The organism is Duganella sp. BJB1802, from assembly GCF_013369445.1.
GTDB lineage: Bacteria > Pseudomonadota > Gammaproteobacteria > Burkholderiales > Burkholderiaceae_D > Rugamonas > Rugamonas vulcania_A.
In genome coordinates, this window is record NZ_JABWEF010000007.1 from 249,065 (window position 1) to 274,366 (window position 25,302).

Consider the following 25,302-nt stretch of genomic DNA (forward strand, 5'->3'; position numbering starts at 1 on the left):
CGGATGAACGGACTTAATAGATGATGCGGGAATTCGAGAAGTGGGTGGCGCGGGTGCTGCTGCTCAACAGCGCGCTGGCGCTGGGCGTGAGCCTGGGCCTGCTCGGCGAGCCGCAGCCGGCCGACGCGCTGCCGGTGCTGTACGGCGCGGCCCTGCTGGGCTTTTTGTCGGCGGTGCTGTCGCTCAAGCGCCGGCGGGCCGGCCTGTGGGGCGGCCTGCTGTACTACGCGCTGCAGCTGGTGGCCGTCTACCCGCTGGACGGCGGCCGGCAGTTCGCGGTCAAGGCCGGCGTCAGCGTCGGCCTGGTGCTGCGCTTCCACGGCGCGGTGGTGGTGCTCAACATGGTGGCGCTGGCGCTGCTGGCGGCCACCGCCGCCGTGCTGGCCTGGCGGCGGCGCGCGCCGCCGGCCTGAGCGTCCCTTCTCAAGGCTTGCGGAAACGCAGGATGAACTGGTCGGTGTGGGCGCGGATGCCGGTCTCGAACACCTGCGCGCCGCGGTCGTCCTGGGGATTGCGCAGCGCCTGCGATTCGCCGTCCAGCACGAAGCCGGCCGCCAATACTTCCCGCTTGACCAGCGCCTCGTCGATGCGGTGCAGCCTGGCCATGCCGGCCTCGTCCAGGCCCGGCCGGGCCGCGTGGTCCAGCACGATGTAGTGGCCGCCCGGCTTGAGGGCGTCGAACACGGCCTTGTTCAGCTCGGCCGTGGCGGCGGCGCCGCCCCAGATGCGGATGTCGTGGTAGTTCTGCGAGGTCCACACCAGGTCGGCCTTGACCGGCACGTTGAGCGAGGCCGCGGCGACGGTCTCGTGCACGTTGCCGCGGCCCGGCTCGGCCGACACCGGCGGCGGCAGCGGCTTGCCCTGGAGCTTGTCCACCCACGCCTGCGGCGCCGCCGCGTACACCGTCCCGCGCGGCCCGACCGCCGCGCTGAACAGGCGGGTGAAGTAGCCGCGGCCGGGGAAGTAGTCGACCACGGTCTGGCCCGGCTGGACCTGGGCGAAGGCCAGCATCTCGGCCGGCTTGCGGTCGGCGTCGCGCGCCTTGTCGGCGTCCGGGCGGCCGGCGTCGGCCACGGCGGCGGCGGCCAGCGGTGCCTGGGCGGCGGCCGGGCCGGCGGCCAGGCACAGGGCGCCGGTCAGGCTCAGCAGGATGAGGGGGCGGAATGGCTTCATGGGGCGGTCTCCATATCGGTGGGGGAGTGGCGATTATGCGCCGGTCACGCGCTTGTCACACAGCCGATGCAAAATATCCTTGTGGATACATTTCTCTCACGCAAATAGCGCTCTTGATATCCCGATCCGATAACTGTCTTATTGATTAAGCATGTCGGGACGACAGGTTGCGGGGCCGCGACAACGCGTAAAAAAATTCTTTTGAGAAATTAAATAAGATATAATGCTCCACTGAAACTCCGCCGCCTGCGGCCGGAGCGACGGTAAATGATGGCTGGAAAAAAGTTTACTTAATGAAAGTCCAAATTCCGTCGTTATGTACAGTACCAGCCGGTTTTTTTCTCGGCGGCATCAAAAAAGATATACAAAATAGCAATATATTCCATGACAGGGCTCGAACGCGGGCGTCCGCCTAGCGGTCGGGTTGCTTTCTGAGCTGACAGCAGTACCTCCAGGAGAAATTAGAATGAGTTTCGCGACCACCTTTACCACTGCGCAGATCGCCAGCCTGAGCACTTCCCAGATCCTCACCCTGGCGACTGCCGACATCGCGGCATTCAATTCTGACCAGCTGGGGGCGTTCACGACTTCGCAAATCCCGGCCTTCACTACTGCCCAGCTCGCGTCCGGCATCACCACCACCCAGGCCGCGTTCCTGACCACGCAGCAGATCGGCGCGCTGAGCTCGACCCAGGTCGGCGCCCTGCAGAGCGCCAGCTTCGCCGTGCTGTCGACCAACGACATCGCCGCGCTGTCGACCGCCGCCATCGGCGGCATCAGCGTCGGCCAGATCAAGGCCCTGACCACCAATCAAGTGGTGGCGCTGTCGAGCAACCAGGCCGCGCAACTGACCTCGGCGCAGATCGCCGCGCTGACCACCAACGCCATCGGCGCGCTGGAGACCGGCGACCTGGCCGCCATCAAGACTTCCTCGATCGCCCTGCTGAGCACCGCCCAGGTGGCCGCGCTGAGCACCGGCCAGATCACCTCGCTGGCGACCGGCGCGATCGCCGCGCTGGGCACCGCCGCCATCGCCGCGCTGAGCACCAACCAGGCCGTGGCGCTGACCTCGAACCAGATCGCCAGCCTGAGCACCGCGCAAGTGGCCGCGCTGAGCGCCAACAGCATCGGCGCGATCGAGACCGCCGACCTGTCGGGCCTGTCGACCGGCGACATCGCCGCGCTGCGCACCAGCCAGCTGGCCGGCCTGACCACCGACCAGGTGGGCGCGCTGTCGACCAACCAGTTCGCCGCGCTGAGCTCGGCGCAAGTCGGCGCCCTGAGCACCAACCAGATCGTCGCCCTGACCACCGGCCAGGCCAGCGTGCTGACCGCCGCCCAGGCCGCCGGCCTGTCCACCAATGGCGTGGCCGCGCTGTCGACCAACGACTTCGCCGCGCTGTCGACCAACGCGATCGCCGCGCTGAGCGCCAACCAGGTCAAGGCCCTGACCACCAACCAGGTTGTCGCGCTGACCACCAACGAAGCCGCCGCGCTGGGCACCGCGCAAGTGGCCGCGCTGAGCACCAACGACATCGCCGCGCTGGAAACGGCCGACCTGTCGGCCATCAAGGTGGCCGCCATCGCCATCCTGAGCACCGCGCAAGTAAGCGCGCTGACCACCGGCCAGGTCGCCTCGCTGGCCACCGCCTCGATCGCCGCGCTGAGCACGGCCGCCATCGGCGCGCTGAGCACCAACCAGATCGTCGCCCTGAGCTCGAACCAGATCAACAGCCTGGGCACCGCGCAAGTGGCGGCCCTGTCGAGCAACGCCATCGGCGCGATCCAGACCGCCGACCTGGCCGGCCTGTCGACCAATGACATCGCCGCGCTGCGCAGCAACCAGCTGGCCGGCCTGACCACCGACCAGGTGGGCGCGCTGTCGACCAACCAGATCGTCGCGCTGACCACCGCCGCCGTATCCGGCCTGACCACCAACCAGATCGTCGCCCTGACCACCGGCCAGGCCAGCGTGCTGAGCACCGCCCAGGTGGCCGCGCTGACCACCAACGCCATCGCCGCGCTGTCGACCAACGACTTCGCCGCGCTGTCGACCAACGCTGTTGTGGCGCTGAGCGTCAACCAGGTCAAGGCCCTGACCACCGCGCAAGTGGTGGCGCTGACCACCGGCGAAGCCGCCGCGCTGAGCACCGCGCAAGTGGCAGCCCTGAGCACCAACGCCATCGCCGCCATGGAAACGGCCGACCTGTCGGCCGTCAAGACCGCCGCCATCGCCGCGCTGACCACCGCGCAAGTGGCCGCGCTGACCACCGGCCAGATCACCTCGCTGGCCACCGCCTCGATCGCCGCGCTGAGCACCGGCGGCATCGCCGCCCTGGGCACCAACCAGGTCGTGGCGCTGACCTCGGGCCAGATCGCCAGCCTGAGCACCGCGCAAGTGGCCGCGCTGAGCGCCAACAGCATCGGTGCGATCGAGACCGCCGACCTGTCGGGCCTGTCGACCGGCGACATCGCCGCGCTGCGCACCAGCCAGCTGGCCGGCCTGACCACCGACCAGGTGGGCGCGCTGTCGACCAACCAGTTCGCCGCGCTGAGCTCGGCGCAAGTCGGCGCCCTGAGCACCAACCCAGATCGTCGCCCTGACCACCGGCCAGGCCAGCGTGCTGACCGCCGCCCAGGCCGCCGGCCTGTCCACCAATGGCGTGGCCGCGCTGTCGACCAACGACTTCGCCGCGCTGTCGACCAACGCGATCGCCGCGCTGAGCGCCAACCAGGTCAGGCCCTGACCACCAACCAGGTTGTCGCGCTGACCACCAACGAAGCCGCCGCGCTGGGCACGCAAGTGGCCGCGCTGAGCACCAACGACATCGCCGCGCTGGAAACGGCCGACCTGTCGGCCATCAAGGTGGCCGCCATCGCCATCCTGAGCACCGCGCGTAAGCGCGCTGACCACCGGCCAGGTCGCCTCGCTGGCCACCGCCTCGATCGCCGCGCTGAGCACGGCCGCCATCGGCGCGCTGAGCACCAACCAGATCGTCGCCCTGAGCTCGACCAGATCAACAGCCTGGGCACCGCGCAAGTGGCGGCCCTGTCGAGCAACGCCATCGGCGCGATCCAGACCGCCGACCTGGCCGGCCTGTCGACCAATGACATCGCCGCGCTGCGCAGCAACCAGCTGGCCGGCCTGACCACCGACCAGGTGGGCGCGCTGTCGACCAACCAGATCGTCGCGCTGACCACCGCCGCCGTGTCGCCTGACCACCAACCAGATCGTCGCCTGACCACCGGCCAGGCCAGCGTGCTGAGCACCGCCCAGGTGCCGCGCTGACCACCAACGCCATCGCCGCGCTGTCGACCAACGACTTCGCCGCGCTGTCGACCAACGCTGTTGTGGCGCTGAGCGTCAACCAGGTCAAGGCCCTGACCACCGCGCAAGTGGTGGCGCTGACCACCGGCGAAGCCGCCGCGCTGAGCACCGCGCAAAGTGGCAGCCCTGAGCACCAACGCCATCGCCGCCATGGAAACGGCCGACCTGTCGGCCGTCAAGACCACCGCCATCGCCGCGCTGACCACCGCGCAAGTGGCCGCGCTGACCACCGGCCGGGTGAATTCGCTGGCCACCGCCTCGATCGCCGCGCTGAGCACCGGCGGCATCGCCGCCCTGGGCACCAACCAGGTCGTCGCGCTGACCTCGGGCCAGATCGCCAGCCTGAGCACCGCGCAAGTGGCCGCGCTGAGCGCCAACAGCATCGGCGCGATCGAGACCGCCGACCTGTCGGGCCTGTCGACCAACGACATCGCCGCGCTGCGCACCGGCCAGCTGGCCGGCCTGACCACCGACCAGGTCGCCGCGTTGTCGACCAACCAGTTCGCCGCACTGAGCTCGGCGCAAGTCGGCGCCCTGAGCACCAACCAGATCGTCGCCCTGACCACCGGCCAGGCCAGCGCGCTGACCGCCGCCCAGGCCGCCGGCCTGAGCACCAACGGCGTGGCCGCGCTGGAGACCAACGACTTCGCCGCCTTGTCGACCAACGCCATCGCCGCGCTGAGCGCCAACCAGGTCAAGGCACTGACCACCAACCAGATCGTGGCGCTGACCACCAATGAAGCCGCCGCGCTGGGCACCGCGCAAGTGGCCGCGCTGTCGACCAACGACATCGCCGCGCTGGAAACGGCCGACCTGTCGGCGATCAAGGTGGCTTCCATCGCTATCCTGAGCACCGCGCAAGTGTCGGCCCTGACCACCGGCCAGGTCGCCTCGCTGGCCACCGCCTCGATCGCCGCGCTGAGCACGGCCGCCATCGGCGCGCTGAGCACCAACCAGATCGTCGCGCTGAGCTCGAACCAGATCAACAGCCTGGGCACCGCGCAAGTGGCCGCCCTGTCGAGCAACGCCATCGGCGCGATCCAGACCGCCGACCTGGCCGGCCTGAGCACCAATGACATCGCCGCGCTGCGCAGCAACCAGCTGGCCGGCCTGACCACCGACCAGGTGGGCGCGCTGTCGACCAACCAGATCGTCGCGCTGACCACCGCCGCCGTGTCCGGCCTGACCACCAACCAGATCGTCGCCCTGACCACCGGCCAGGCCAGCGTGCTGAGCACCGCCCAGGTGGCCGCGCTGACCACCAACGCCATCGCCGCGCTGTCGACCAACGACTTCGCCGCGCTGTCGACCAACGCTGTTGTGGCGCTGAGCGTCAACCAGGTCAAGGCCCTGACCACCGCGCAAGTGGTGGCGCTGACCACCGGCGAAGCCGCCGCGCTGAGCACCGCGCAAGTGGCAGCCCTGAGCACCAACGCCATCGCCGCCATGGAAACGGCCGACCTGTCGGCCGTCAAGACCGCCGCCATCGCCGCGCTGACCACCGCGCAAGTGGCCGCGCTGACCACCGGCCAGGTGAATTCGCTGGCGACCGCCTCGATCGCCGCGCTGAGCACCGGCGGCATCGCCGCCCTGGGCACCAACCAGGTCGTCGCGCTGACCTCGGGCCAGATCGCCAGCCTGAGCACCGCGCAAGTGGCCGCGCTGACCGCCAACAGCATCGGCGCGATCGAGACCGCCGACCTGTCGGGCCTGTCGACCAACGACATCGCCGCGCTGCGCACCAGCCAGCTGGCCGGCCTGACCACCGACCAGGTGGGCGCGCTGTCGACCAACCAGTTTGCCGCGCTGAGCTCGGCACAAATCGGTTCGCTGAGCACCAACCAGATCGTCGCCCTGACCACCGGCCAGGCCAGCGTGCTGACCGCCGCCCAGGCCGCCGGCCTGTCCACCAACGGCGTGGCCGCGCTGTCGACCAACGACTTCGCCGCGCTGTCGACCAACGCCATCGCCGCGCTGAGCGCCAACCAGGTCAAGGCCCTGACCACCAACCAGGTTGTCGCCCTGACCACCAACGAAGCCGCCGCGCTGGGCACCGCCCAAGTGGCCGCGCTGTCGACCAACGACATCGCCGCCATGGAAACGGCCGACCTGTCGGCGATCAAGCTGGCCGCCATCGCCATCCTGAGCACCGCGCAGGTGTCGGCGCTGACCACCGGCCAGGTCGCCTCGCTGGCCACCGCCTCGATCGCCGCGCTGAGCACGGCCGCCATCTCGGTGCTGAGCACCAACCAGGTCGTCGCGCTGAGCTCGAACCAGATCAACAGCCTGGGCACCGCGCAAGTGGCCGCCCTGTCGAGCAACGCCATCGGCGCCATCCAGACCGCCGACCTGGCCGGCCTGTCGACCGGCGACATCGCCGCGCTGCGCAGCAACCAGCTGGCCGGCCTGACCACCGACCAGGTGGGCGCGCTGAGCACCAACCAGATCGTCGCGCTGACCACCGCCGCCGTGTCCGGCCTGAGCACCAACCAGATCGTCGCCCTGACCACCGGCCAGGCCAGCGTGCTGAGCGCCGCGCAAGTGGCCGGCCTGACCACCAACGGCGTGGCCGCGCTGGAAACCTCGGACTTCGCCGCGCTGTCGACCAACGCGATCGCCGCGCTGAGCGTCAACCAGGTCAAGGCCCTGACCACCAACCAGGTCGTGGCGCTGACCACCAACCAAGCCGCCGCGCTGAGCACCGCGCAAGTGGCCGCGCTGAGCACCAACGACATCGCCGCGCTGGAAACGGCCGACCTGTCGGCCTTCAAGGTGGCGTCCATCGCCGCCCTGAGCACCGCCCAGGTGTCGGCGCTGACCACCGGCCAGGTGACCTCGCTGGCGACCGCCTCGGTCGCCGCGCTGAGCACCGGCGGCATCGGCGCCCTGAGCACCAACCAGGTGGTGGCCCTGACCTCGGCCCAGGTGGCCGCGCTGAGCACCGCGCAAGTGGTGTCGCTGAGCTCCACCAGCATCGGCGCGATCGAGACCGCCGACCTGGCCGGCCTGTCCACCGCCGACATGGCCGCGCTGCGCACCAACCAGCTGGCTGGCCTGAGCACCACCCAGGTCAGCGTGCTGACGACCGCGCAGATCGCCGCGCTGTCGACCGCCGCCTTCGCCAGCGGCCTGTCCACCAGCCAGATCGGCGCGCTGACCACCAGCCAGGCCGTCTCGCTGAGCGCACAGCAGGTGACCGCGCTGTCGACCCGCAACGTCGCCGCGCTGGCGACCTCCAGCGTGGCCGCCTTCTCGACCACCGAGATCGCCGCGCTGACCGCCGCCCAGCTGGGCGTGCTGAGCTCCGACCAGGGTGTGGCGCTGACCTCGACCCAGGTCGCGGCGCTGACCACCGCGCAAGTGGCGGGCCTGTCGACCAACGCCCTGGCCGCGCTCGACACCGCCGACCTGGTGGCGCTGAGCACCACCGCGATCGCCGCGCTGACCACCCGTCAGATCGCCAGCCTGCGCACCACCGAGATCTCCTCGCTGACCACCAACCAGGTGCACGCGCTGACGTCGATGCAGCTGCACGCGATGAGCAGCGACCAGACCCACGCCTTCACCACCAGCCAGGTGCCGGCGCTGTCCTTCACGACCCCGATCGTGCTGGACCTGAACGGCGACGGCGTGCAGACCACCGCACTGGGCCAGGGCGTGCAGTTCGACCTGCTGGCCAACGGCCACAAGGTCAACACCGGCTGGACCGCCGGCGGCGACGGCCTGCTGGCGCTGGACCGCAACCACGACGGCGTGATCAACGACGGCGGCGAGCTGTTCGGTTCGGGCACCACGCTGGCCAACGGCCAGAAGGCGACCACCGGCTACCAGGCCATGGCCGAACTGGACACCAACGGCGACGGCGTGATCGACGCCAAGGACGCCGCCTTCGCCGACCTGCGCGTCTGGGTCGACGGCAACGCCGACGGCGTCAGCCAGGCCGACGAGCTCAAGTCGCTGCAGGCGCTGGGCATCACCAAGCTGAACCTGGACGTCAAGCAGGACGGCGCGGTCAACAACGGCAACATCCTGGGTCTGAGCTCGACCTTCGAGACCGCCGACGGCGCCACCCACGCCGCGGCCGACGTGTGGTTCGCCACCACGCCGACCGCCAGCGTCAGCGGCAGCGTCAGCGGCCTGGCCCAGGCGCTGGCCAGCTTCGCCGGCAACGCCGCGGCGGCGCCGGCCACCGCCAAGCTGGACCTGCCTGGCGCGGTCGGCAGCAACGTCGCGCAGATGGCCGACGCCATCAAGCAGTTCAGCGACAAGCCGCTGGGCGCCGAGACCCAGGCCGCCACCGACAGCGAGCTGCGCCTCAAAGCGCTGCAATCGCAGGGCGGACACGGCTTCCTGGCCTCGCCGGCCAAGTAAGACCACACAGCAGTAAGGCAGGAACGGCAGGGCTTAGGCCCTGCCGTTTTGCCCTCTGGACCCGGTTTTTCGTAGCGAAATGCAAGTGTTGTGATGTCGATACGCGTTGCGTGTAGTAAACAAAAAATTTTAATGCCGTCAGTAAATTTGTCGCTTTGTACGTTCAGGACGGCTGCCGCCGCAGGGCTTGCCGTCGCCGATTAACCCAGACTATGTGATGGTGCCAAGCAATAAAAATGTTAACGGTAGGAAAAATCCTAGGGCTGGTATCCTAAAGTTGGCTTGGATATTGACGTTAAGAACTAAAGTCCAGCGCTTTTCTCGCGTTTAACTCAAGCAATTCCGTAGCAAAATCGCAAGTAACACCCAATTTGATGTTGGAGCCGGGGGAATGGTCCCTGTGGGCTCCAACCTTCGTCCGTCTAGAACTGTGCAGCGCCCCAAGGAGAATGGAAATGAGCCTCGTAACAAGCATGAGTACCGACCAGATCGCAGCTCTGTCGACCCAAACAATTGCTGCGCTCGCGACTTCCGATATTGTTGCGCTCAGTTCGGCTCAGACCCGCGCGCTCACGACGGACCAGACCGCCGCGCTGACCACCATCCAGATCTCCGCCCTGACCACCAAGCAATTGACGGTGGGCCTGACCACCGACCAGGTGGTCGCGCTGACCGCCACCCAGGTCGGCGTGCTGAACTCCGCGCAGTTCAACGCGCTGGCCACCGACTCGATCGTCGCGCTCGAAACGGCCGACTTCGCCGCGCTGCGCACCGCCACCATCGCCGGCATCAGCACCAGCCAGATGGCCGCGGTCACGACCGACCAGATCGTCGCGCTGACCACCGCCCAGGCCGGCGCGCTGACCAGCACCCAGGTGATGGGCCTGAGCACCGGCGCCGTCACCGCGCTGGGGTCGGCCGACCTGGTCGCCATCAAGACCTCCGCCATCGCCGCGCTGACCACCGCCCAGTTCACCTCGCTGAGCACCGACCAGATCACCAGCCTGACCACCGGCCAGGTGGCCGCGCTGAGCACCAACGACCTGGCGTCCGGCCTGACCACCAACCAGGTGGTCGCGATGAGCGCGAACCAGCTGTCGCAGTTGAGCAGCAACCAGTTCAACGCCCTGGGCACCAACGCCGTGGCCGCCATCGAGACGGCCGACCTGGTCGCGCTCAAGACCAGCATCATCGCCACGCTCAAGACCGCCCAGCTGGCGGCGCTGACCACCGACCAGCTGTCCAACCTGACCACCAGCCAGATCGCCGCCATCACCACCGCCAACCTGCAGGCGCTGACCACCGACCAGATCGTGTCGCTGAGCTCGCTGCAAGTGAGCGCGCTGAGCTCGGCCCAGGTGGCCGCGCTGTCGACCAACGACATCGCCGCCATTGAAACGGCCGACATCGGCGCGCTCAAGAGCGCCGCCATCGCCGGCCTGTCGGTCAACCAGGCCAAGGCCCTGACCACCGACCAGATCGTCGCGTTGGCGTCGGCCCAGGTCGGCGCGCTCACCAGCGCCCAGGTCGCCGCGATGAGCAGCGGCCAGATCGCCGCCATCGAAACCGCCGACATCGGCGCGCTGAAGACCTCGGCCATCGGCGCCATGACCACGCAGCAGACCGCCGCGCTGACCACCGACCAGATCGGCGCGCTCAGCACCGCCCAGATCGCCTCGCTGACCACCGCCAACCTGGCCTCGGGCCTGACCACCGACCAGGTCGTCGCACTGAACTCCAACCAGCTGGGCGCGCTCAGCACCGCCCAGTTCGGCGCGCTGACGACCGGCGACGTGGCCGCCATCGGCACGGCCGACATCGTCGGCCTGAAGACCTCGATCATCGCTTCGCTGAAGACCGCGCAGTTGGCCTCGCTGACCACCGACCAGCTGAGCAGCCTGACCACCAACCAGATCGCCTCCATCACCACCGCCAACATGCAGGCGCTGACCACCGACCAGATCGTCGCGCTGAGCTCGCTGCAAGTGGGCACGCTGAGCTCGGCCCAGGTGGCCGCGATGTCGACCAACGACATCGCCGCGATTGAGACGGCCGACATCGGCGCGCTGAAGACCTCGGCCATCGCCGGCCTGTCGACCAACCAGGCCAAGGCGCTGACCACCGACCAGGTCGTCGCATTGGGCTCGGGCCAGGTCGGCGCGCTGACCAGCGCCCAGGTCGCCGCGATGAGCAGCGGCCAGATCGCCGCCATCGAGACCGCCGACATCGGCGCGCTGAAAACGTCCGCCATCGGCGCCATGACCACGCAGCAGACCGCCGCGCTGACCACCGACCAGATCGGCGCGCTGAGCACCGCCCAGGTCTCCGCGCTGACCACCGCCAACCTGGCCTCGGGCCTGACCACCGACCAGGTCGTCGCGATGAGCTCGAACCAGCTGGGCGCCCTGAGCACCAACCAGTTCGGCGCGCTGTCGACCGGCGACGTGGCCGCCATCGGCACGGCCGACATCATCGGCCTGAAGACCTCGATCATCGCCTCGCTCAAGACCGCGCAGCTGGCCTCGCTGACCACCGACCAGTTGTCCAGCCTGACCACCAACCAGATCGGCGCCATCACCACCGCCAACATGCAGGCGCTGACCACCGACCAGATCGTCGCGCTGGGCTCGCTGCAAGTGGGCGCGCTGAGCTCGGCCCAGGTGGCCGCGCTGTCGACCAACGACATCGCCGCCATTGAAACCGGCGACATCGGTTCGCTGAAGACTTCCGCCATCGCCGGCCTGTCGACCAACCAGGCCAAGGCCCTGACGACCGACCAGATCGTCGCATTGGGCTCGGGCCAGATCGGCGCGCTGACCAGCACCCAGATCGGCGCGATGAGCAGCGGCCAGATCGCCGCCATCGAAACGGCCGACCTCGGCGCGCTGAAGACCTCGGCCATCGGCGCCATGACCACGCAGCAGACCGCCGCGTTGACCACCGACCAGATCGTGGCCCTGAGCACCGCCCAGGTCTCCGCGCTGACCACCGCCAACCTGGCCTCCGGCCTGACCACCGACCAGATCGTGGCGATGAGCTCGAACCAGCTGGGCGCCCTGAGCACCAACCAGTTCGGCGCGCTGTCGACCGGCGACATCGCGGCCATCCAGACCGCCGACATCGTCGGCCTGAAGACCTCGATCATCGCTTCGCTGAAGACCGCGCAGCTGGCCTCGCTGACCACCGACCAGTTGTCCAGCCTGACCACCGGCCAGATCGGCGCGATCACCACCGCCAACATCCAGGCGCTGACCACCGACCAGATCGTCGCGCTGGGCTCGCTGCAGATCGGCGCGCTGAGCTCGGCACAAGTGGCAGCGATGTCGACCAACGACATCGCCGCGATTGAAACCGGCGACATCGGTTCGCTGAAGACCTCGGCCATCGCCGGCCTGTCGACCAGCCAGGCCAAGGCCCTGACGACCGACCAGGTTGTCGCGCTGGGCTCGGGCCAGATCGGCGCGCTGACCAGCGCCCAGATCGGCGCGATGAGCAGCGGCCAGATCGCCGCCATCGAAACGGCCGACCTCGGCGCGTTGAAGACCTCGGCCATCGGCGCCATGACCACGCAGCAGACCGCCGCGCTGACCACCGACCAGATCGTCGCCCTGAGCACCGCCCAGGTCGGCGCGCTGACCACCGCCAACCTGGCTTCCGGCCTGACCACCGACCAGATCGTGGCGATGAGCTCGGCCCAGTTCGGCGCCCTGAGCTCCAACCAGTTCGGCGCGCTGTCGACCGGCGACATCGCGGCCATCGAGACCGCCGACATCGTCGGCCTGAAGACCTCGATCATCGCTTCGCTGAAGACCGCGCAGCTGGCCTCGCTGACGACCGACCAGTTGTCCAGCCTGACCACCGGCCAGGTCGCCGCGATCACCACCGCCAACATCCAGGCGCTGACCACCGACCAGGTGGTGGCACTGGGCTCGCTGCAGATCGGCGCGCTGAGCTCGGCACAGGTGGCCGCGATGTCGACCAACGACATCGCCGCCATTGAAACCGGCGACATCGGCGCGCTGAAGACCTCGGCCATCGCCGGCCTGTCGACCAGCCAGGCCAAGGCGCTGACCACCGACCAGGTCGTCGCATTGGGTTCGGGCCAGATCGGCGCGTTCACCAGCGTCCAGATCGGCGCGATGAGCAGCGGCCAGATCGCCGCCATCGAAACGGCCGACCTCGGCGCGCTGAAGACCTCGGCCATCGGCGCCATGACCACGCAGCAGACCGCCGCGCTGACCACCGACCAGATCGCCGCGCTGAGCACCGCCCAGGTCTCCGCGCTGACCACCGCCAACCTGGCCTCCGGCCTGACCACCGACCAGGTCGTTGCGATGAGCTCGCTGCAACTGGGCGCCCTGAGCACCAACCAGTTCGGCGCGCTGACGACCGGCGACGTGGCGGCCATCGGCACGGCCGACATCGTCGGCCTGAAGACCTCGATCATCGCCTCGCTGAAGACCGCGCAGCTGGCCTCGCTGACGACCGACCAGTTGTCCAGCCTGACCACCGGCCAGATCAGCGCGATCACCACCGCCAGCATGCAGGCGCTGACCACCGACCAGGTGGTGGCGTTGAGCTCGCTGCAGATCGGCGCGCTGAGCTCGGCCCAGGTGGCCGCGCTGAGCACCCAGGCCGTGGCCGCGATCGAGACCGCCGACATCGGCGCGCTGAAGACCTCGGTCATCGCCGCCCTGTCGACCAACCAGGCGTCCGCGCTGACCACCGACCAGGTGGTGGCGCTGACCGCCGGCCAGGTCGGCGCGCTGACCAGCCTGCAGGTGAGCACGATGGGCACCGCCGCCATCGCCGCCATCGAGACGGCCGACATCGGTTCGCTGAAAACCGCCGCCATCGCCGCGCTGCGCACCGCCGAAGTGGCCGCGCTGACGACCGACCAGATCGGCGCGCTGGGCACCGCCCAGATCGCCGCGATGAGCACCGCCAACCTGGCCTCCGGCCTGACCACCGACCAGGTGGTGGCGATGACCTCGCTGCAACTGGGCGCCCTGAGCACGGCGCAGGTCAACGCGCTGACCACCGGCGCCATCGCCGCGATCGAAACGGCCGATGTCGGTTCGCTGAAGACCTCGATCATCGCCACGCTGCGTTCGGCCCAGGTGGCCTCGCTGACCACCGACCAGGTGGCGGCGCTGACCACCGCCCAGGTCATGGCCCTGAGCACCGCCAACCTGTCGTCGGCGCTGAGCACCGACCAGGTGGTGGCGCTGACCACGACCCAGGTCGCTGTGCTGAGCACGGCCCAGGTGAGCTCGCTGACCACCAACGACATCGCCGCGCTGGGCACCGAGGACGTTGCCGTGCTGAAGACCTCGGTGTTCGCCGCCCTGCAGACCGCCCAGGTGGCCGCGCTGACGACCGACCAGATCGTCGCGCTGTCGAGCCAGCAGGTCGCGGTGCTGAGCTCCAACCAGGTCAAGGCGCTGTCGACCAACCAGATCGTGGCCATCGAGACCGCCGACCTGGCGGGCCTGAAGACCAACGCCATCGCGGCCCTGAGCACCACCCAGATCCGCGCGCTGACGACCGACCAGATCCACTCGTTGAACAGCCAGCAAGTCTGCGCGATCACCAGCGCCCAGGTACCGGGCCTGACGACCGACCAGATCGCGGCGCTGCCTTCGCCACTGGGTACGCCGATCGTGCTGGACCTGAACAACGACGGCATCACCACCCTGGGCCTGTCGGCCGGTGTGAACTTCGACCTGAACGCCAACGGCACCAAGGTCAACACCGGCTGGGTGGGCGGCGGCGACGGCCTGCTGGCCCTGGACCGCAACCATGACGGCGTCATCAACGACGGCGGCGAGTTGTTCGGTTCCGGCACCACGCTGGCCAACGGTCAGAAGGCGACCAACGGCTACACCGCGTTGAACGAGCTCGACACCAACGGCGACGGCGTCATCGATGCCAAGGACAGCGCGTTCGGCGACCTGCGCGTGTGGGTCGATGGCAACGCGGACGGCGTCAGCCAGGCCGACGAGCTGAAATCGCTGGCATCGCTGGGCATCACCAAGCTGAACCTGGATGCCAAGCAGAACGCCTCGGCCAACAACGGCAACATCGTCGGCATCACCTCGACCTACGAGACCGCCGACGGCGCCAGCCACGCGGCAGCGGACGTCTGGTTCCAGACCGGCGCGGCCACGACCAGCCTGACCACCTCGGTGAGCGGCCTGGCCTCGGCGATGTCGAGCTTTGACGCGGCGGCGGCAGCGACCACCACCACGGCCAAGCTGGAAGTGCCGAACAGCGTGAACACGGCGGTGGCGGCGATGGCCGACGCGATCGGCAGCTACGACAACAAGCTGACCGCGACGACCAACTCGGCAGCGAGCGAAGAGACGCTGCGCCTGAAGGCTCTGCAGAGCGGCAACCACCAGGGCTTCCTGGCTGCCAAGTAAGCAAGCAGCTTTCATAGCGTAAGCAAGAACGGCAAGGCCTGCGGGCCTTGCCGTTTTTTTTTACCCTTGAATCTTTTTCGTTTTTCGATTAATCTAAAAAATCGAAACGGAGCTTGTATGACTGCGACACTTAAGCGGCGCCGGCCGGCGTCGGACCCGTTGGTGACGATGGCGTCCAGCCTGGCCGACAAATTGGCGGCCTGGGGGCAACCGGCCGCATCGGACCTGATTGCACGGGCTTTGCGCGAGCTGCTCGATGGACAAGATCAAGCCACCAAGGCGTTGCGGGCGGCCGTCCAGATTCATTTGGCCATCGTGTCGAACGAGAGTTCTGTTACGACGGCAGCCGAAGTCAACAACGAAGAGATGCTCAGCACGGAAGAGGCGGCGCAACTCATGGAATGCAGCCGGCCGTACGTGGCGATGCTGATCGATGCCGAAAAATTGGCCGGCGGAGTGAGGTCCAAGGGCGGCCATCGAAAAGTTCCCAAATCGTCGGTGTTGCGATGGATAGAGACCACGCAGGCCGCCAAGGGAGCTTTAGCCGGTGACACGAACTACCGGAAGGCTGCGGCCGACGCCGGCATGTACGCCGTTCCCGACGAGGCCTACGTGAAGGCCGCCAAGCGGAGCGGTCGACGTGCCGGTTGATGATCACCCGCTGTCTCCAGGCGGCGGCACGCTAGCTGTCCTGGACGCCAACGTGCTTCTTCCGCCGCGATTGTCCGATCTTCTTTTCGATCTGTTCCTGGTTGGTCTGTATCACCCTCGCTGGACAGCGGCCATCGAAGGCGAATTCATCAAGAATTTCGGAGCGTTTGTCTTGGCGGAAGGCGCGAAGAAAAGCAAGTCGATCAAAGCCGCTGCGCCGAACCCGGAACATAACGCCAAGGCCGAACACCGGCTGCATTGCTTTCGCTCGGCGGTAGGGCCGGAGCATGAGGTGCTTCTTTACGACAAGCCCATCTACCAAGGCCTGGTCCCGCCAAATGTGCATGCCGGCGATATTCATGTGGCTTCGGCGGCGTTGGTTCTGCACATCCTTGCTCAGCAAGAGGGCGCCGCAGACAAAGTGTTCATTGTGTCCAACAATCTGAAGCACCTCGCCGTCAAGAAAATGGCGGCGATCGGCATAGATGTCATTTCTCCCGGAGACTTCGTCGACAAATTGAATGCGGTCGCGCCTGCCAGAGTCGAGACTGCCTTATTGAAAACCATTAATGATCTGACCGCTCCGCCCTATACTCAAGCAGATATGCTGTCGCTTTTAATGACACACGGCGCCAACAAGACCGCGAAGTTCTATTCCTCGCGTTGGCATGTGGAGATATATTAATTTCGGGACAGCACCGTGGCCGTTGCAGGCGCCGAACAACAAGGTAAATTGCGCTGTGTTTGCGCCACACAAAAACCTCCCGGAAACACTGCGCTGGGTTAGAATCCGAAGGCTGGCACGATAGTGCGCTAATGCAAGCTTTTCCCAGCTCTTACCCATTCATCAGGCCTATGCACGATAAATTTCCCCACACCGCGATCCAGTGTCTGACAGCGATCGCGCAGCATCACGGTCTGCAAATCAATCCTGAACGCCTGATCGACGACTATGCGCTGCGCGCGGAAGAGCCGGGCACCGGCGCGCTGCTGCGGATCGCCTCGGACATCGGCCTCAAGGCCAAGGCCGACAAGCTGACCTGGTCGCGCCTGATGGCGCAGGGCGGCGTGTTCCCGCTGATGGCGCGCCTGGTCGACGGCAACATGGTGATCGCGGTCGGCGTCAAGCCCGGCGAGAACGGTGCCGAAGACCAGGTGGCCGTGCTCAATCCCGTCAACGCCAACGCCGCCGTGGTGATGGTCGGCCGCGCCGACTTCGAGCAGCGCTGGCACGGCGACGTGCTGTTCATCAAACGCCAGCACAAGTTGAACGACCCCAACCAGCCGTTCGGCCTGCGCTGGTTCATCCCCGAGATCCTGAAACAAAAGGCCGCGTTCCGCGACATCTTCATCGCCGCCATCGCCATGCAGCTGCTGGCGCTGGCCTCGCCGATCTTCTTCCAGCTGGTGATCGACAAGGTGCTCACGCACCAGAGCGTGACCACGCTGCAGGTGCTGGCGGTGGGCATCATCGCCGCGCTGGTGTTCGACGCCACCTTCGGCTTCCTGCGCCAGACGCTGACCCTGGCCGCCTCCAACAAGATCGACATGCGCCTGACGCGCCGCGTGTTCAGCCACCTGCTGTCGCTGCCGATCGACTTCTTCGAGACCACCAGCGCCGGCGTGGTCACGCGCCACATGCAGCAGCTGGAAAAGATCCGCAGCTTCCTCACCGGCCGCCTGTTCTTCACCGCGCTGGACCTGATCGCGCTGCTGGTGTTCGTGCCGATTTTGTTCAGCTACTCGTTCAAGCTGGCCATGATCGTGCTGCTGTTCGCCGCCATGATCGCCGGCGTGGTGATGGCCATGGTGCCGACCTTCCAGCGCCGCCTCAACGCGCTGTACTCGGCCGAGGGCCAGCGCCAGGGCATGCTGGTCGAGACCATCCACGGCATGCGCACCGTCAAGGCATTGGCGATCGAGCCGTCGCAGCGCCGCATCTGGGACCAGCGCTCGGCCGAAGCCATCACCATGCACTTCCGCGTCGGCCAGATCTCGATCGCCGGCAACGCCGTCACCGACTTCCTCGGCAAGCTGCTGCCGGTCACGCTGATCGTGGTGGGCGCCGCCGACGTGTTCGACAGCACGCTGTCGGTGGGCGCGCTGATCGCCTTCCAGATGCTGTCGGGCCGCGTCACGCAGCCGCTGATCTCCATCGTCGGCCTGGTCAACGAATACCAGGAGACCGCGCTGTCGGTACGCATGCTGGGCGAGGTGATGAACCGCGCGCCCGAGGGCCGCGCCGGCGCCAACGGCCTGCGTCCGATTCTGCAGGGCGAGATCCGCTTCGACGACGTCACCTTCCGCTATCCGGGCGCGCAGGCGATGGCGCTGGACAAGGCCCGCTTCACCATCGAGCCGGGCACGGTGGTCGGCATCGTCGGCCGCTCCGGCTCCGGCAAGACCACCCTGACCAAGCTGATCCAGGGCCTGTATCCGGTGCAGGAGGGCATCGTCCGCTTCGACGGCATCGACGCCCGCGAGATCGAGCTGTCGCACCTGCGGCGCCAGATCGGCGTGGTGTTGCAGGAGAACTTCCTGTTCCGCGGCACCGTGCGCGAGAACCTGTCCGTCACCAAGCCGGACGCCACCTTCGAGGAACTGGTGGAGGCGGCCGCCGCCGCCGGCGCCGACGAGTTCATCGAGCGCCTGCCGATGGGCTACGACACCGTGCTGGAGGAGAACGCCTCCAACCTGTCCGGCGGCCAGAAGCAGCGGCTGTCGATCGCCCGCACGCTGGTGGCCAAGCCGCGCATCCTGATCCTGGACGAGGCCGCCTCGGCGCTGGATCCGGAATCGGAGGCCATCTTCATCAGCAACCTGTCGCGCATCGCGGTGGGCCGCACGGTGGTGATGATCTCGCACCGCCTGTCGACGCTGGTCAACGCCGACAAGATCATGGTCATGCAACAGGGCCGGCTGATGGACGCCGGCCGCCACGAAGAACTGCTCACCCGTAGCGACACTTACCAGCACTTATGGAACCAGCAAACAAGTCACCTCTAAGCCTCAAGCGCCGCCGCAAGGACGAAACCGAAATCGCGTTTCTGCCGGACGCCGACGCCATCGAGCGCGGCCCGCTGCCCAAGTTCGTGCGCCTCACGCTGCACGTGATGCTGGCCGCCTTCGTGTTCTTCATCGTCTGGGCCAGCGTCTCGCCGGTGGAGAAGATCGTGGTGGCGCACGGCCGCCTGGTCAATCCGCTGCCCAACATCGTGGTGCAGCCGCTCGACACCTCCATCATCCAGAGCATCGAGGTGCGGGTCGGCCAGGTGGTGAAAAAAGGCCAGGTGCTGGCGCGGCTGGACCCGACCTTCACCGCCGCCGACGAGCAGCAGCTGCGCGTGCGCCTGGACAGCCTCAACACCCAGGCCGCCGGCCTGCGCGCCGAGCTGGCGGGTCAGCCGGGCGCCGTCACCGGCAGCGGCTCCTCCGCCGACAGCCTGCTGCAGGCGCAGCTGTCGACCGAGCGCAAGGCCAACTTCGAGGCGCAGAAGAACAAGATGGACCAGAACATCGCGCGCCTGAAGGCCGGCCTGGAAACCAACAAGCACGACCAGGTGATCCTGGCCCAGCGCGTCAAGTCGCTGCGCGAGGTGGAGGCGATGCAGGAGCAGCTGATGGCCGAGCAGTTCGGCGCCAAGATGCACCTGCTGGAGGCGCGCGACCGCCGCCTCGAGGTCGAGCGCGACATGGACCTGCAGCGCAACAAGGCGATCGAGATGGCCAGCGAGCTGGCCTCGGCCCAGGCCGAGCGCTCCGCGTTCGACAAGAGCTGGCGCCAGAAGACCATGGAGGACCTGCTCAGCGCCACGCGCGACCGCGACGGCATCAACGAGCAGCTGGCCAAGGCCGACAAGCGCCACAAGGCGATCAACATGGTGGCGCCGGCCGACGGCGTGGTGCTGGAGATCGGCAAGCTGTCGGTGGGCTCCATCGTGCGCGAGGCCGAGCCGCTGTTCACGCTGGTGCCGCTGGGCGCGCAGCTGGAGGCCGAGGTGCAGATCGACTCGCTCGACATCGGTTACATCAAGCAGGGCGCGCCGGTCCACATCAAGGTCGACGCCTTTTCGTTCCAGCAGCACGGCATGTTGGAGGGCAAGGTGCGGACCATCAGCCAGGACGCCTTCAAGCGCGAGACCACCGACAAGAACGGCGGCGGCCTGGACGCCTACTACCTGAGCCGCATTCCCTACACCGGCAAGCTGCGCAAGCTGCCCGAGGGCGCCCAGCTGCTGCCGGGCATGACGGTGTCGGCCGAGGTGGTGGTGGGCCACCGCACGGTGATGTCCTACCTGCTGTACCCGCTGACGCGGGCGATGGACGAATCGATACGCGAACCCTAAAATCAGAAGCGGAGGCTGCCCGTGTTCTCCATCATCATCCCGACCCACGACCGGCCGCTGCTGCTGACGCGCACGCTTGAATCGCTGATCGCCCAGACCTGCCAGGACTTCAAGGTGGTGATCGTGTCCGACACGGCCGGCTACCTGCCGCCGTACAACCAGCTGAACCAGCTGGCCGGCCGCTTCGACTACGTGCTGCGCTGCAGCGGCAAGCCGGGGCCGGCCGCCAGCCGCAACCTCGGGCTGGCGATCGCCGACGGCGAATACATCCTGTTCCTCGACGACGACGACACCTACCGGCCCGACCACCTGGCCAGGCTGAAGGCGCGCCTGCTGCGGGACAAGCCGGAGCTGCTGTTCCACGACTTCCAGATCCAGAACGAGGACCGCACGGTGTTCCCGCCGGCCCTGCTGCCGGGCGGGCAGACGGTGTCGATCGCCGACGTCACGCAGGACAGCGTCTACGTGCGCAACCGCATCCCGAACAGCTGCGTGGCCTACCGCCGCGACGTGCTGGAGGGCGTGCGCAACGAGACCGACCTGATCATCTACGAGGACTGGGATTTCCTGCTGGCCGCGCTGCAAGGGCGGCGGCTGGTGCACCACCCGCTGGACGGCGTGGTGATCCACAAGAGCGCCGCGACGGCGCCGGAGAACATGCGGCGGGGGAATTCGCGCGACGACCAGATCGTCGACGTGATGCTGCAGCTGTACCGCAAGCATCCGGCGCCCAACATGGCCACGCGGCTGGCGCGCCAGGCGCTGATGGGCAGCGCCGGCGTGGTGCTGGAGCTGGCCTACTTCTGACTAGCTGGCATGGAACAGGGCCAGGCCCTGCGGCAGGTCCACCCTGGGCCGCCAGCCGGGCACGCTGCGGTAGTGCTGCCATGGCACCATCACCTCGCGCGCGCGGTAGGGGCGGCCGCCCCAGACGATGTCCAGCGGCTTGCCGCTGACCTGCGCGTACAGCGCGGCGATGTCGCGCAGCGGCAGCGGATGGCCGCTTGAGACGCCGTATTCCTCCAGCGCGTTGAGCTGCGTGCCGTCGGCCAGCTGCTGGTAGGCCAGCAGGTAGGCGTCGATGACGTCGTCGATATACACCAGGTCCACCAGTTGCTCGCCGGGCGACATCTCCAGCGAGCTGCCCTCCAGCGCCACCCGCTTGAGCAGGTTCAGCACCTTGGGCCGGGTGTCGCCGGCGCCGTAGGTGTCGAACAGCTTGAGCGTGACCACGCGCAGGCCGTGCACCTCGACGTAGTAGCGCAGCAGCGCGCCGAAGGCTTGCTTGGTGGCCGCGTACAGGCAGACCGGGTTGTAGCCGGCGCCGCTGTAGTGCTCCCACGAGGTCCCGGTGTTGACCAGGCGCTGCACGCCGCAGGCCGCCATCGCTTCCACCAGCTGGGTGGAAAACAGCAGGTTGGAGGTGATCAGGCGTTCGACGTCCTCCGGCTTGTGCGTCGCCAGGAACAGCGAGGCCAGGTGGAACACGGCTTCCGGCGCGGCGGCGCGCATGATCTCGATCAGCTGGTTGATGCCGCCATCGTGCCGGTGCAGGCGCAGCTGTCCGCCCTCCGGCGGCAGGCCGGCGGTGGACGAGCCCTCGCGCAGCAGCAGGTGGACTTCCCAGCCGTCGGCCAGCAGGCGGCGCGTCAGCGCGGCGCCGACAAAGCCGGAGGCGCCGGTGACCAGCGCGCGGCGCGCGGCCGCGCTCATGCCTGCGCTCCGGCGGCGCCGTCGTACACGAACGGCGAGTCGAACTCGGCCAGCGTGGCGAACTGGCGGTCGCGCGCCGACATGACCGGGTCCTGCACCGGCCACGGGATGCCGGCCGAGTTCCACAGCAGGCCGCTGTCGTTGTCGGGCGCGTAGGTGGTGGTGACCTTGTACACCATCAGCGACGGCTCGCCGAGCGAGCAGAAGCCGTGCGCCAGGCCGGCCGGCAGGTACAGCATGTGGCCGTTCTCCGCGCTCAGCTCCAGCGTGATGTGCCGGCCGTAGGTGGGCGAGCCGCGCCGCAGGTCGACCGCCGCGTCCAGCACCGCGCCCTGCACGCAGTACACCAGCTTGGCGTGCTCGTGCGGCGGGGTCTGGAAGTGCAGGCCGCGCACCACGCCGCGGTGCGAGGCCGAGTAATACTCTTCGGCGAAATCGGTGGCCAGGCCGTGCTGGCGGAAGATCTCTTCGTGGAACACCTTGACGAAGCTGCCGCGCTCGTCGTGGCGGACGTCGGGGATGATGTGGAAGCAGCCGGGGATGACGGTGGGGACGATGTTCATGGCGTTCAGGTGTTGGGGTAGGCGGCGTTCAGCAGCACCAGCGCGCGCGAGATCACCTTGTCGGCGCCCCATTCGGCGATGCGTTTGGACAGCAGGAAGGCTTGCAGGCGCTCGCAGCAGTAAGCCATGCTGCGGTCCGCGTAGCCGGGCCGTTGCGCGTAGTGGTGGCGGTAGTAGCGCGACATCACCAGCTCCAGGTCGTGCACGATCTCGACGAACCACTGCACCGGGATGTACGCCACGGTGGGCGCGGTGATGAAGGACGGGTTGCTGAGGAAGTTGACCGCCTCCAGGTTGGTGATCACGCCGCAATCGATGGCGTCGCCGAAGAACATCAGCATGTCGCGCGCCACGCCGTTGGCCTCGTATTGCTGCAGCACGTTGCCGCCGAAGGTGACCGAGATCGGCACGATCGGCGTCTGGCCGTCGCCGTAGAAATGCTCGGGCTTGACCCGCGCCAGCATGTCCGGGTGGGCGTGGTAGTTGAAGCCGGTCAGCACGCCGATCGGCTCGGTCAGCGCGAACCGGCGGTAGTGGCAAAAGCCGACGAAGCCGGTGGCCTTCTCGGCGATCAGGCGGCGGCGGATTTCAAACAGCGCCAGGTATTCGCCCAGGTAGCGGTTGGCCAGCGCCTTTTCCGGCGTCAGCAGCTCGCTCATGGCCAGGCCGCGCTCCGGCACGTAGTCGCCGGAACCGACCATGGTCATAAAGTCCGGCATCTCCCAGCCGAACGGCGCGTGGGCGATGCAATAGTAGCGCAGGGTGTCGTTCATGGTGCTCATGCCGGCATGGCTTTGATCAGGTAGTGGGACGGCTGCGCCGCCTCCATCAGCGGCTCGGGCGCGACGCCGCTGCGCAGCGCTTGCAGGCGCAGCGCGGTTTCGACGTCGGCCGGCAGCGGGCCCGGATTGAGCATGATGCCGTTGACCACCCGGAAGCCGTTGTCCTCGAACAGCGCCACCATGGCGTCGATCTCCAGCTGGTGGCGCGGGGGCCGCTCCGGCGCTTGCCAGTGGGCGCCGTTGGCGACGCGGGCCACCACGCAGGCGTCGTACTGGATCGCCCGGCGCAGCTGCGCCAGCACCCGCGCCGGCTGCGCGAACTGTTCCAGCGTGGCGTCGAAGATCCAGGCGTCGGCCCAGGTGAGCTGCTGGTACAAGCCCTGGCCGGCGGTGTCGAGGTCGGCCTGGTAGACCCGCTCGGCGTAGGCGCGCGCGCGCTGGGCGCCGGCCGCCTCGGGGTCGACCACCAGCAGGCACGAGGCCGGATAGAGGGCGTGGTAGTGGCGCGCCAGTTCGCCGTCGCCGGCGCCGGCCTGCACCAGCAGGCGGGCGTTCGGCGGCAACAGGTTGGCCAGCGGCGCGACGTGGGCCGTTGCGGCCTCCGCTAGACTCATGGCCGCCTCAGAAGTTGACGCCGAAGAAGGCTTCCAGCTTCTCGACCGCGAAGTCCAGCATCTCGCGCGTCAGGCCGGGGAACACGCCGATCCAGAAGGTGTCGTGCATGATGCGGTCGGTGTTGGTCAGCTCGCCCGAGACGCGGTAGTTGCGGCCGATCATGTAGGGCTGGCGCGTCAGGTTGCCGGCGAACAGCAGGCGGGTGCCGATCTTGTGCTGGTCCAGGTAGGTCAGCAGGTCGACCCGCGAGACGTTGGCCTCGGGCTTGAGCGTCATCGGGAAGCCGAACCACGACGGGTCGGAATGCTCGGTGGCCTGCGGCAGGATCAGGAACTCGGCGCACGATTGCAGGCGCTCGGTCAGGTAGGCGAAGTTGTCCTTGCGGGCCTGGATGAAGCCGGGCGCGCGGTCGATCTGCGCCAGGCCGCAGGCGGCCTGCATGTCGGTGATCTTCAGGTTGTAGCCCAGGTGGCTGTAGGTGTACTTGTGGTCGTAGCCTTCCGGCAGCGTGCCGAAGCACTGGCAGAAGCGCTTGCCGCAGGTGTTGTCCTTGCCCGGCGCGCAGTAGCAGTCGCGGCCCCAGTCGCGGAACGATTCGGCGATCATCTTCAGCTCGGGATTGTTGGTGAACACCGCGCCGCCTTCGCCCATCGTGATGTGGTGCGCCGGGTAGAACGACATGGTGCCGATGTCGCCGAAGGTGCCGACCATCTTGCCGTGGTAGGTGGAGCCGAGGGCGTCGCAGCAGTCCTCGATCAGCCACAGGTTGTGCTTTTTGCAGATCGCCGTGATGACGTCCAGGTTGTACGGGTTGCCCAGCGTGTGGGCCAGCATGATGGCCTTGGTCTTGGGCGAGATCGCCGCCTCCAGCTGGGTGACGTCGATGTTGTAGGTGCCCAGCTCCACGTCCACGAACACCGGCACCGCGCCGAACTGGATGATGGGGTTGACGGTGGTCGGGAAGCCGGCCGCCACGCCGATCACCTCGTCGCCCTGCTGGATCGCGCGGGCGCCCAGCTTGGGCGAGGTCAGCGTGTTGAACGCGACCAGGTTGGCCGACGAGCCGGAGTTCACGGTGATCAGGAAGTCCACGCCGATCAGCTTGGCCAGCTTGGCCTCGAACTGGTCGTTGAAGCGGCCGGTGGTCAGCCAGGCGTCCAGCGAGGCCTCGACCATCAGTTCCATCTCCGGCGCGCCCACCACCTTGCCGGCCGGCGGTATCACCGTCACGCCGGGTTCGAAGGCCTTGGGCACGCTGGCCAGCGCGCCGTATTCGGCCACCAGCTGGTTGATTTGCGCGCGGAGTTGTTCTTTGGTTTTTGCTTCACTCATGAT

The 25,302-nt window shown here is 67.8% G+C and carries 16 protein-coding genes and 3 pseudogenes; 13 read left to right on the forward strand and 6 right to left on the reverse strand.

The features are described 5' to 3' along the window. Positions 1–20 precede the first annotated feature (20 nt). Entirely contained in the window at positions 21–413 is a 393-nt protein-coding gene (locus HUX88_RS13735; RefSeq protein WP_176362122.1) for a hypothetical protein, read from the forward strand. A 10-nt stretch (positions 414–423) separates the two neighbouring features. Here the strand turns inward: HUX88_RS13735 and HUX88_RS13740 are convergent, their stop codons facing one another. After that, positions 424–1,173, reverse strand: a complete 750-nt coding sequence (locus tag HUX88_RS13740) for a class I SAM-dependent methyltransferase (protein WP_176362123.1) — start codon at positions 1,171–1,173, stop codon at positions 424–426. A gap of 466 nt (positions 1,174–1,639) precedes the next feature. On the opposite strand from HUX88_RS13740, the pseudogene HUX88_RS32340 reads away from it, so the two are divergent. The 12 genes and pseudogenes from HUX88_RS32340 to HUX88_RS13775 all read left to right on the forward strand — a co-directional run. Beyond that, positions 1,640–3,697, forward strand: a pseudogene (locus HUX88_RS32340) (beta strand repeat-containing protein); the annotation flags it as partial. A 139-nt stretch (positions 3,698–3,836) separates the two neighbouring features. Continuing rightward, entirely contained in the window at positions 3,837–3,920 is an 84-nt protein-coding gene (locus HUX88_RS33270) for a hypothetical protein (protein ID WP_373886794.1), read from the forward strand. A 198-nt stretch (positions 3,921–4,118) separates the two neighbouring features. After that, complete coding sequence (locus HUX88_RS32350) at positions 4,119–4,322, forward strand: hypothetical protein (RefSeq protein ID WP_373886795.1); 204 nt, start codon at positions 4,119–4,121, stop codon at positions 4,320–4,322. Next, positions 4,250–4,462 (forward strand): annotated as a pseudogene (locus tag HUX88_RS32355) (hypothetical protein); the annotation flags it as partial. The gene HUX88_RS32350 and the pseudogene HUX88_RS32355, both read left to right, overlap by 73 nt. A gap of 62 nt (positions 4,463–4,524) precedes the next feature. Then, positions 4,525–4,572, forward strand: a pseudogene (locus tag HUX88_RS33275) (hypothetical protein); the annotation flags it as partial. 46 nt (positions 4,573–4,618) lie between these two features. After that, positions 4,619–8,872, forward strand: a complete 4,254-nt coding sequence (locus tag HUX88_RS32365) for a beta strand repeat-containing protein (RefSeq protein WP_373886789.1) — start codon at positions 4,619–4,621, stop codon at positions 8,870–8,872. Positions 8,873–9,327: 455 nt separating this feature from the next. Next, positions 9,328–15,297 carry an S-layer family protein gene (locus HUX88_RS13750; RefSeq protein WP_229219333.1) on the forward strand — a complete coding sequence of 1,990 codons (5,970 nt, stop codon included), beginning with the start codon at positions 9,328–9,330 and terminating at the stop codon, positions 15,295–15,297. Positions 15,298–15,414: 117 nt separating this feature from the next. Continuing rightward, the gene (locus tag HUX88_RS13755; protein WP_176362124.1) at positions 15,415–15,948 is read left to right on the forward strand and encodes an excisionase family DNA-binding protein; all 534 of its coding nucleotides are present in this window, start codon (positions 15,415–15,417) and stop codon (positions 15,946–15,948) included. Next, on the forward strand, positions 15,938–16,633 hold the full coding sequence (locus HUX88_RS13760; protein ID WP_147330534.1) for a hypothetical protein: 696 nt from the start codon (positions 15,938–15,940) through the stop codon (positions 16,631–16,633). The genes HUX88_RS13755 and HUX88_RS13760 overlap by 11 nt, the downstream gene beginning before the upstream one ends. Positions 16,634–16,803: 170 nt before the next feature. Continuing rightward, entirely contained in the window at positions 16,804–18,954 is a 2,151-nt protein-coding gene (locus HUX88_RS13765) for a peptidase domain-containing ABC transporter (RefSeq protein WP_176362125.1), read from the forward strand. Next, positions 18,927–20,294 (forward strand): HlyD family type I secretion periplasmic adaptor subunit, encoded by a 1,368-nt coding sequence (locus HUX88_RS13770; protein WP_117015362.1) that lies wholly within the window; start codon positions 18,927–18,929, stop codon positions 20,292–20,294. Before HUX88_RS13765 ends, HUX88_RS13770 begins: the two co-directional genes overlap by 28 nt. A gap of 21 nt (positions 20,295–20,315) precedes the next feature. Then, entirely contained in the window at positions 20,316–21,101 is a 786-nt protein-coding gene (locus tag HUX88_RS13775; protein ID WP_176362126.1) for a glycosyltransferase family A protein, read from the forward strand. Here HUX88_RS13775 and HUX88_RS13780 read toward each other — a convergent pair whose 3' ends face one another. Genes HUX88_RS13780 through rfbH form a run of 5 tightly spaced genes read right to left on the reverse strand, consistent with a single transcriptional unit; the run spans position 21,102 to position 25,299 of the window. Continuing rightward, a complete protein-coding gene (locus HUX88_RS13780) occupies positions 21,102–22,007 on the reverse strand; it encodes an NAD(P)-dependent oxidoreductase (RefSeq protein WP_176362127.1) in 906 nt (301 codons plus the stop codon). It abuts the gene before it with no gap. Continuing rightward, entirely contained in the window at positions 22,004–22,570 is a 567-nt protein-coding gene (gene rfbC, locus HUX88_RS13785; protein WP_176362128.1) for a dTDP-4-dehydrorhamnose 3,5-epimerase, read from the reverse strand. The genes HUX88_RS13780 and rfbC overlap by 4 nt, the downstream gene beginning before the upstream one ends. Positions 22,571–22,575: 5 nt before the next feature. After that, complete coding sequence (locus tag HUX88_RS13790) at positions 22,576–23,352, reverse strand: hypothetical protein (RefSeq protein ID WP_217916323.1); 777 nt, start codon at positions 23,350–23,352, stop codon at positions 22,576–22,578. Continuing rightward, positions 23,349–23,966 carry a hypothetical protein gene (locus HUX88_RS13795; RefSeq protein ID WP_176362130.1) on the reverse strand — a complete coding sequence of 206 codons (618 nt, stop codon included), beginning with the start codon at positions 23,964–23,966 and terminating at the stop codon, positions 23,349–23,351. The genes HUX88_RS13790 and HUX88_RS13795 overlap by 4 nt, the downstream gene beginning before the upstream one ends. 7 nt (positions 23,967–23,973) lie before the next feature. Further along, positions 23,974–25,299: a lipopolysaccharide biosynthesis protein RfbH gene (rfbH, locus tag HUX88_RS13800; RefSeq protein WP_176362131.1), complete on the reverse strand. Its 1,326-nt coding sequence runs from the start codon at positions 25,297–25,299 to the stop codon at positions 23,974–23,976. Between the last annotated feature and the right edge of the window lie 3 nt (positions 25,300–25,302).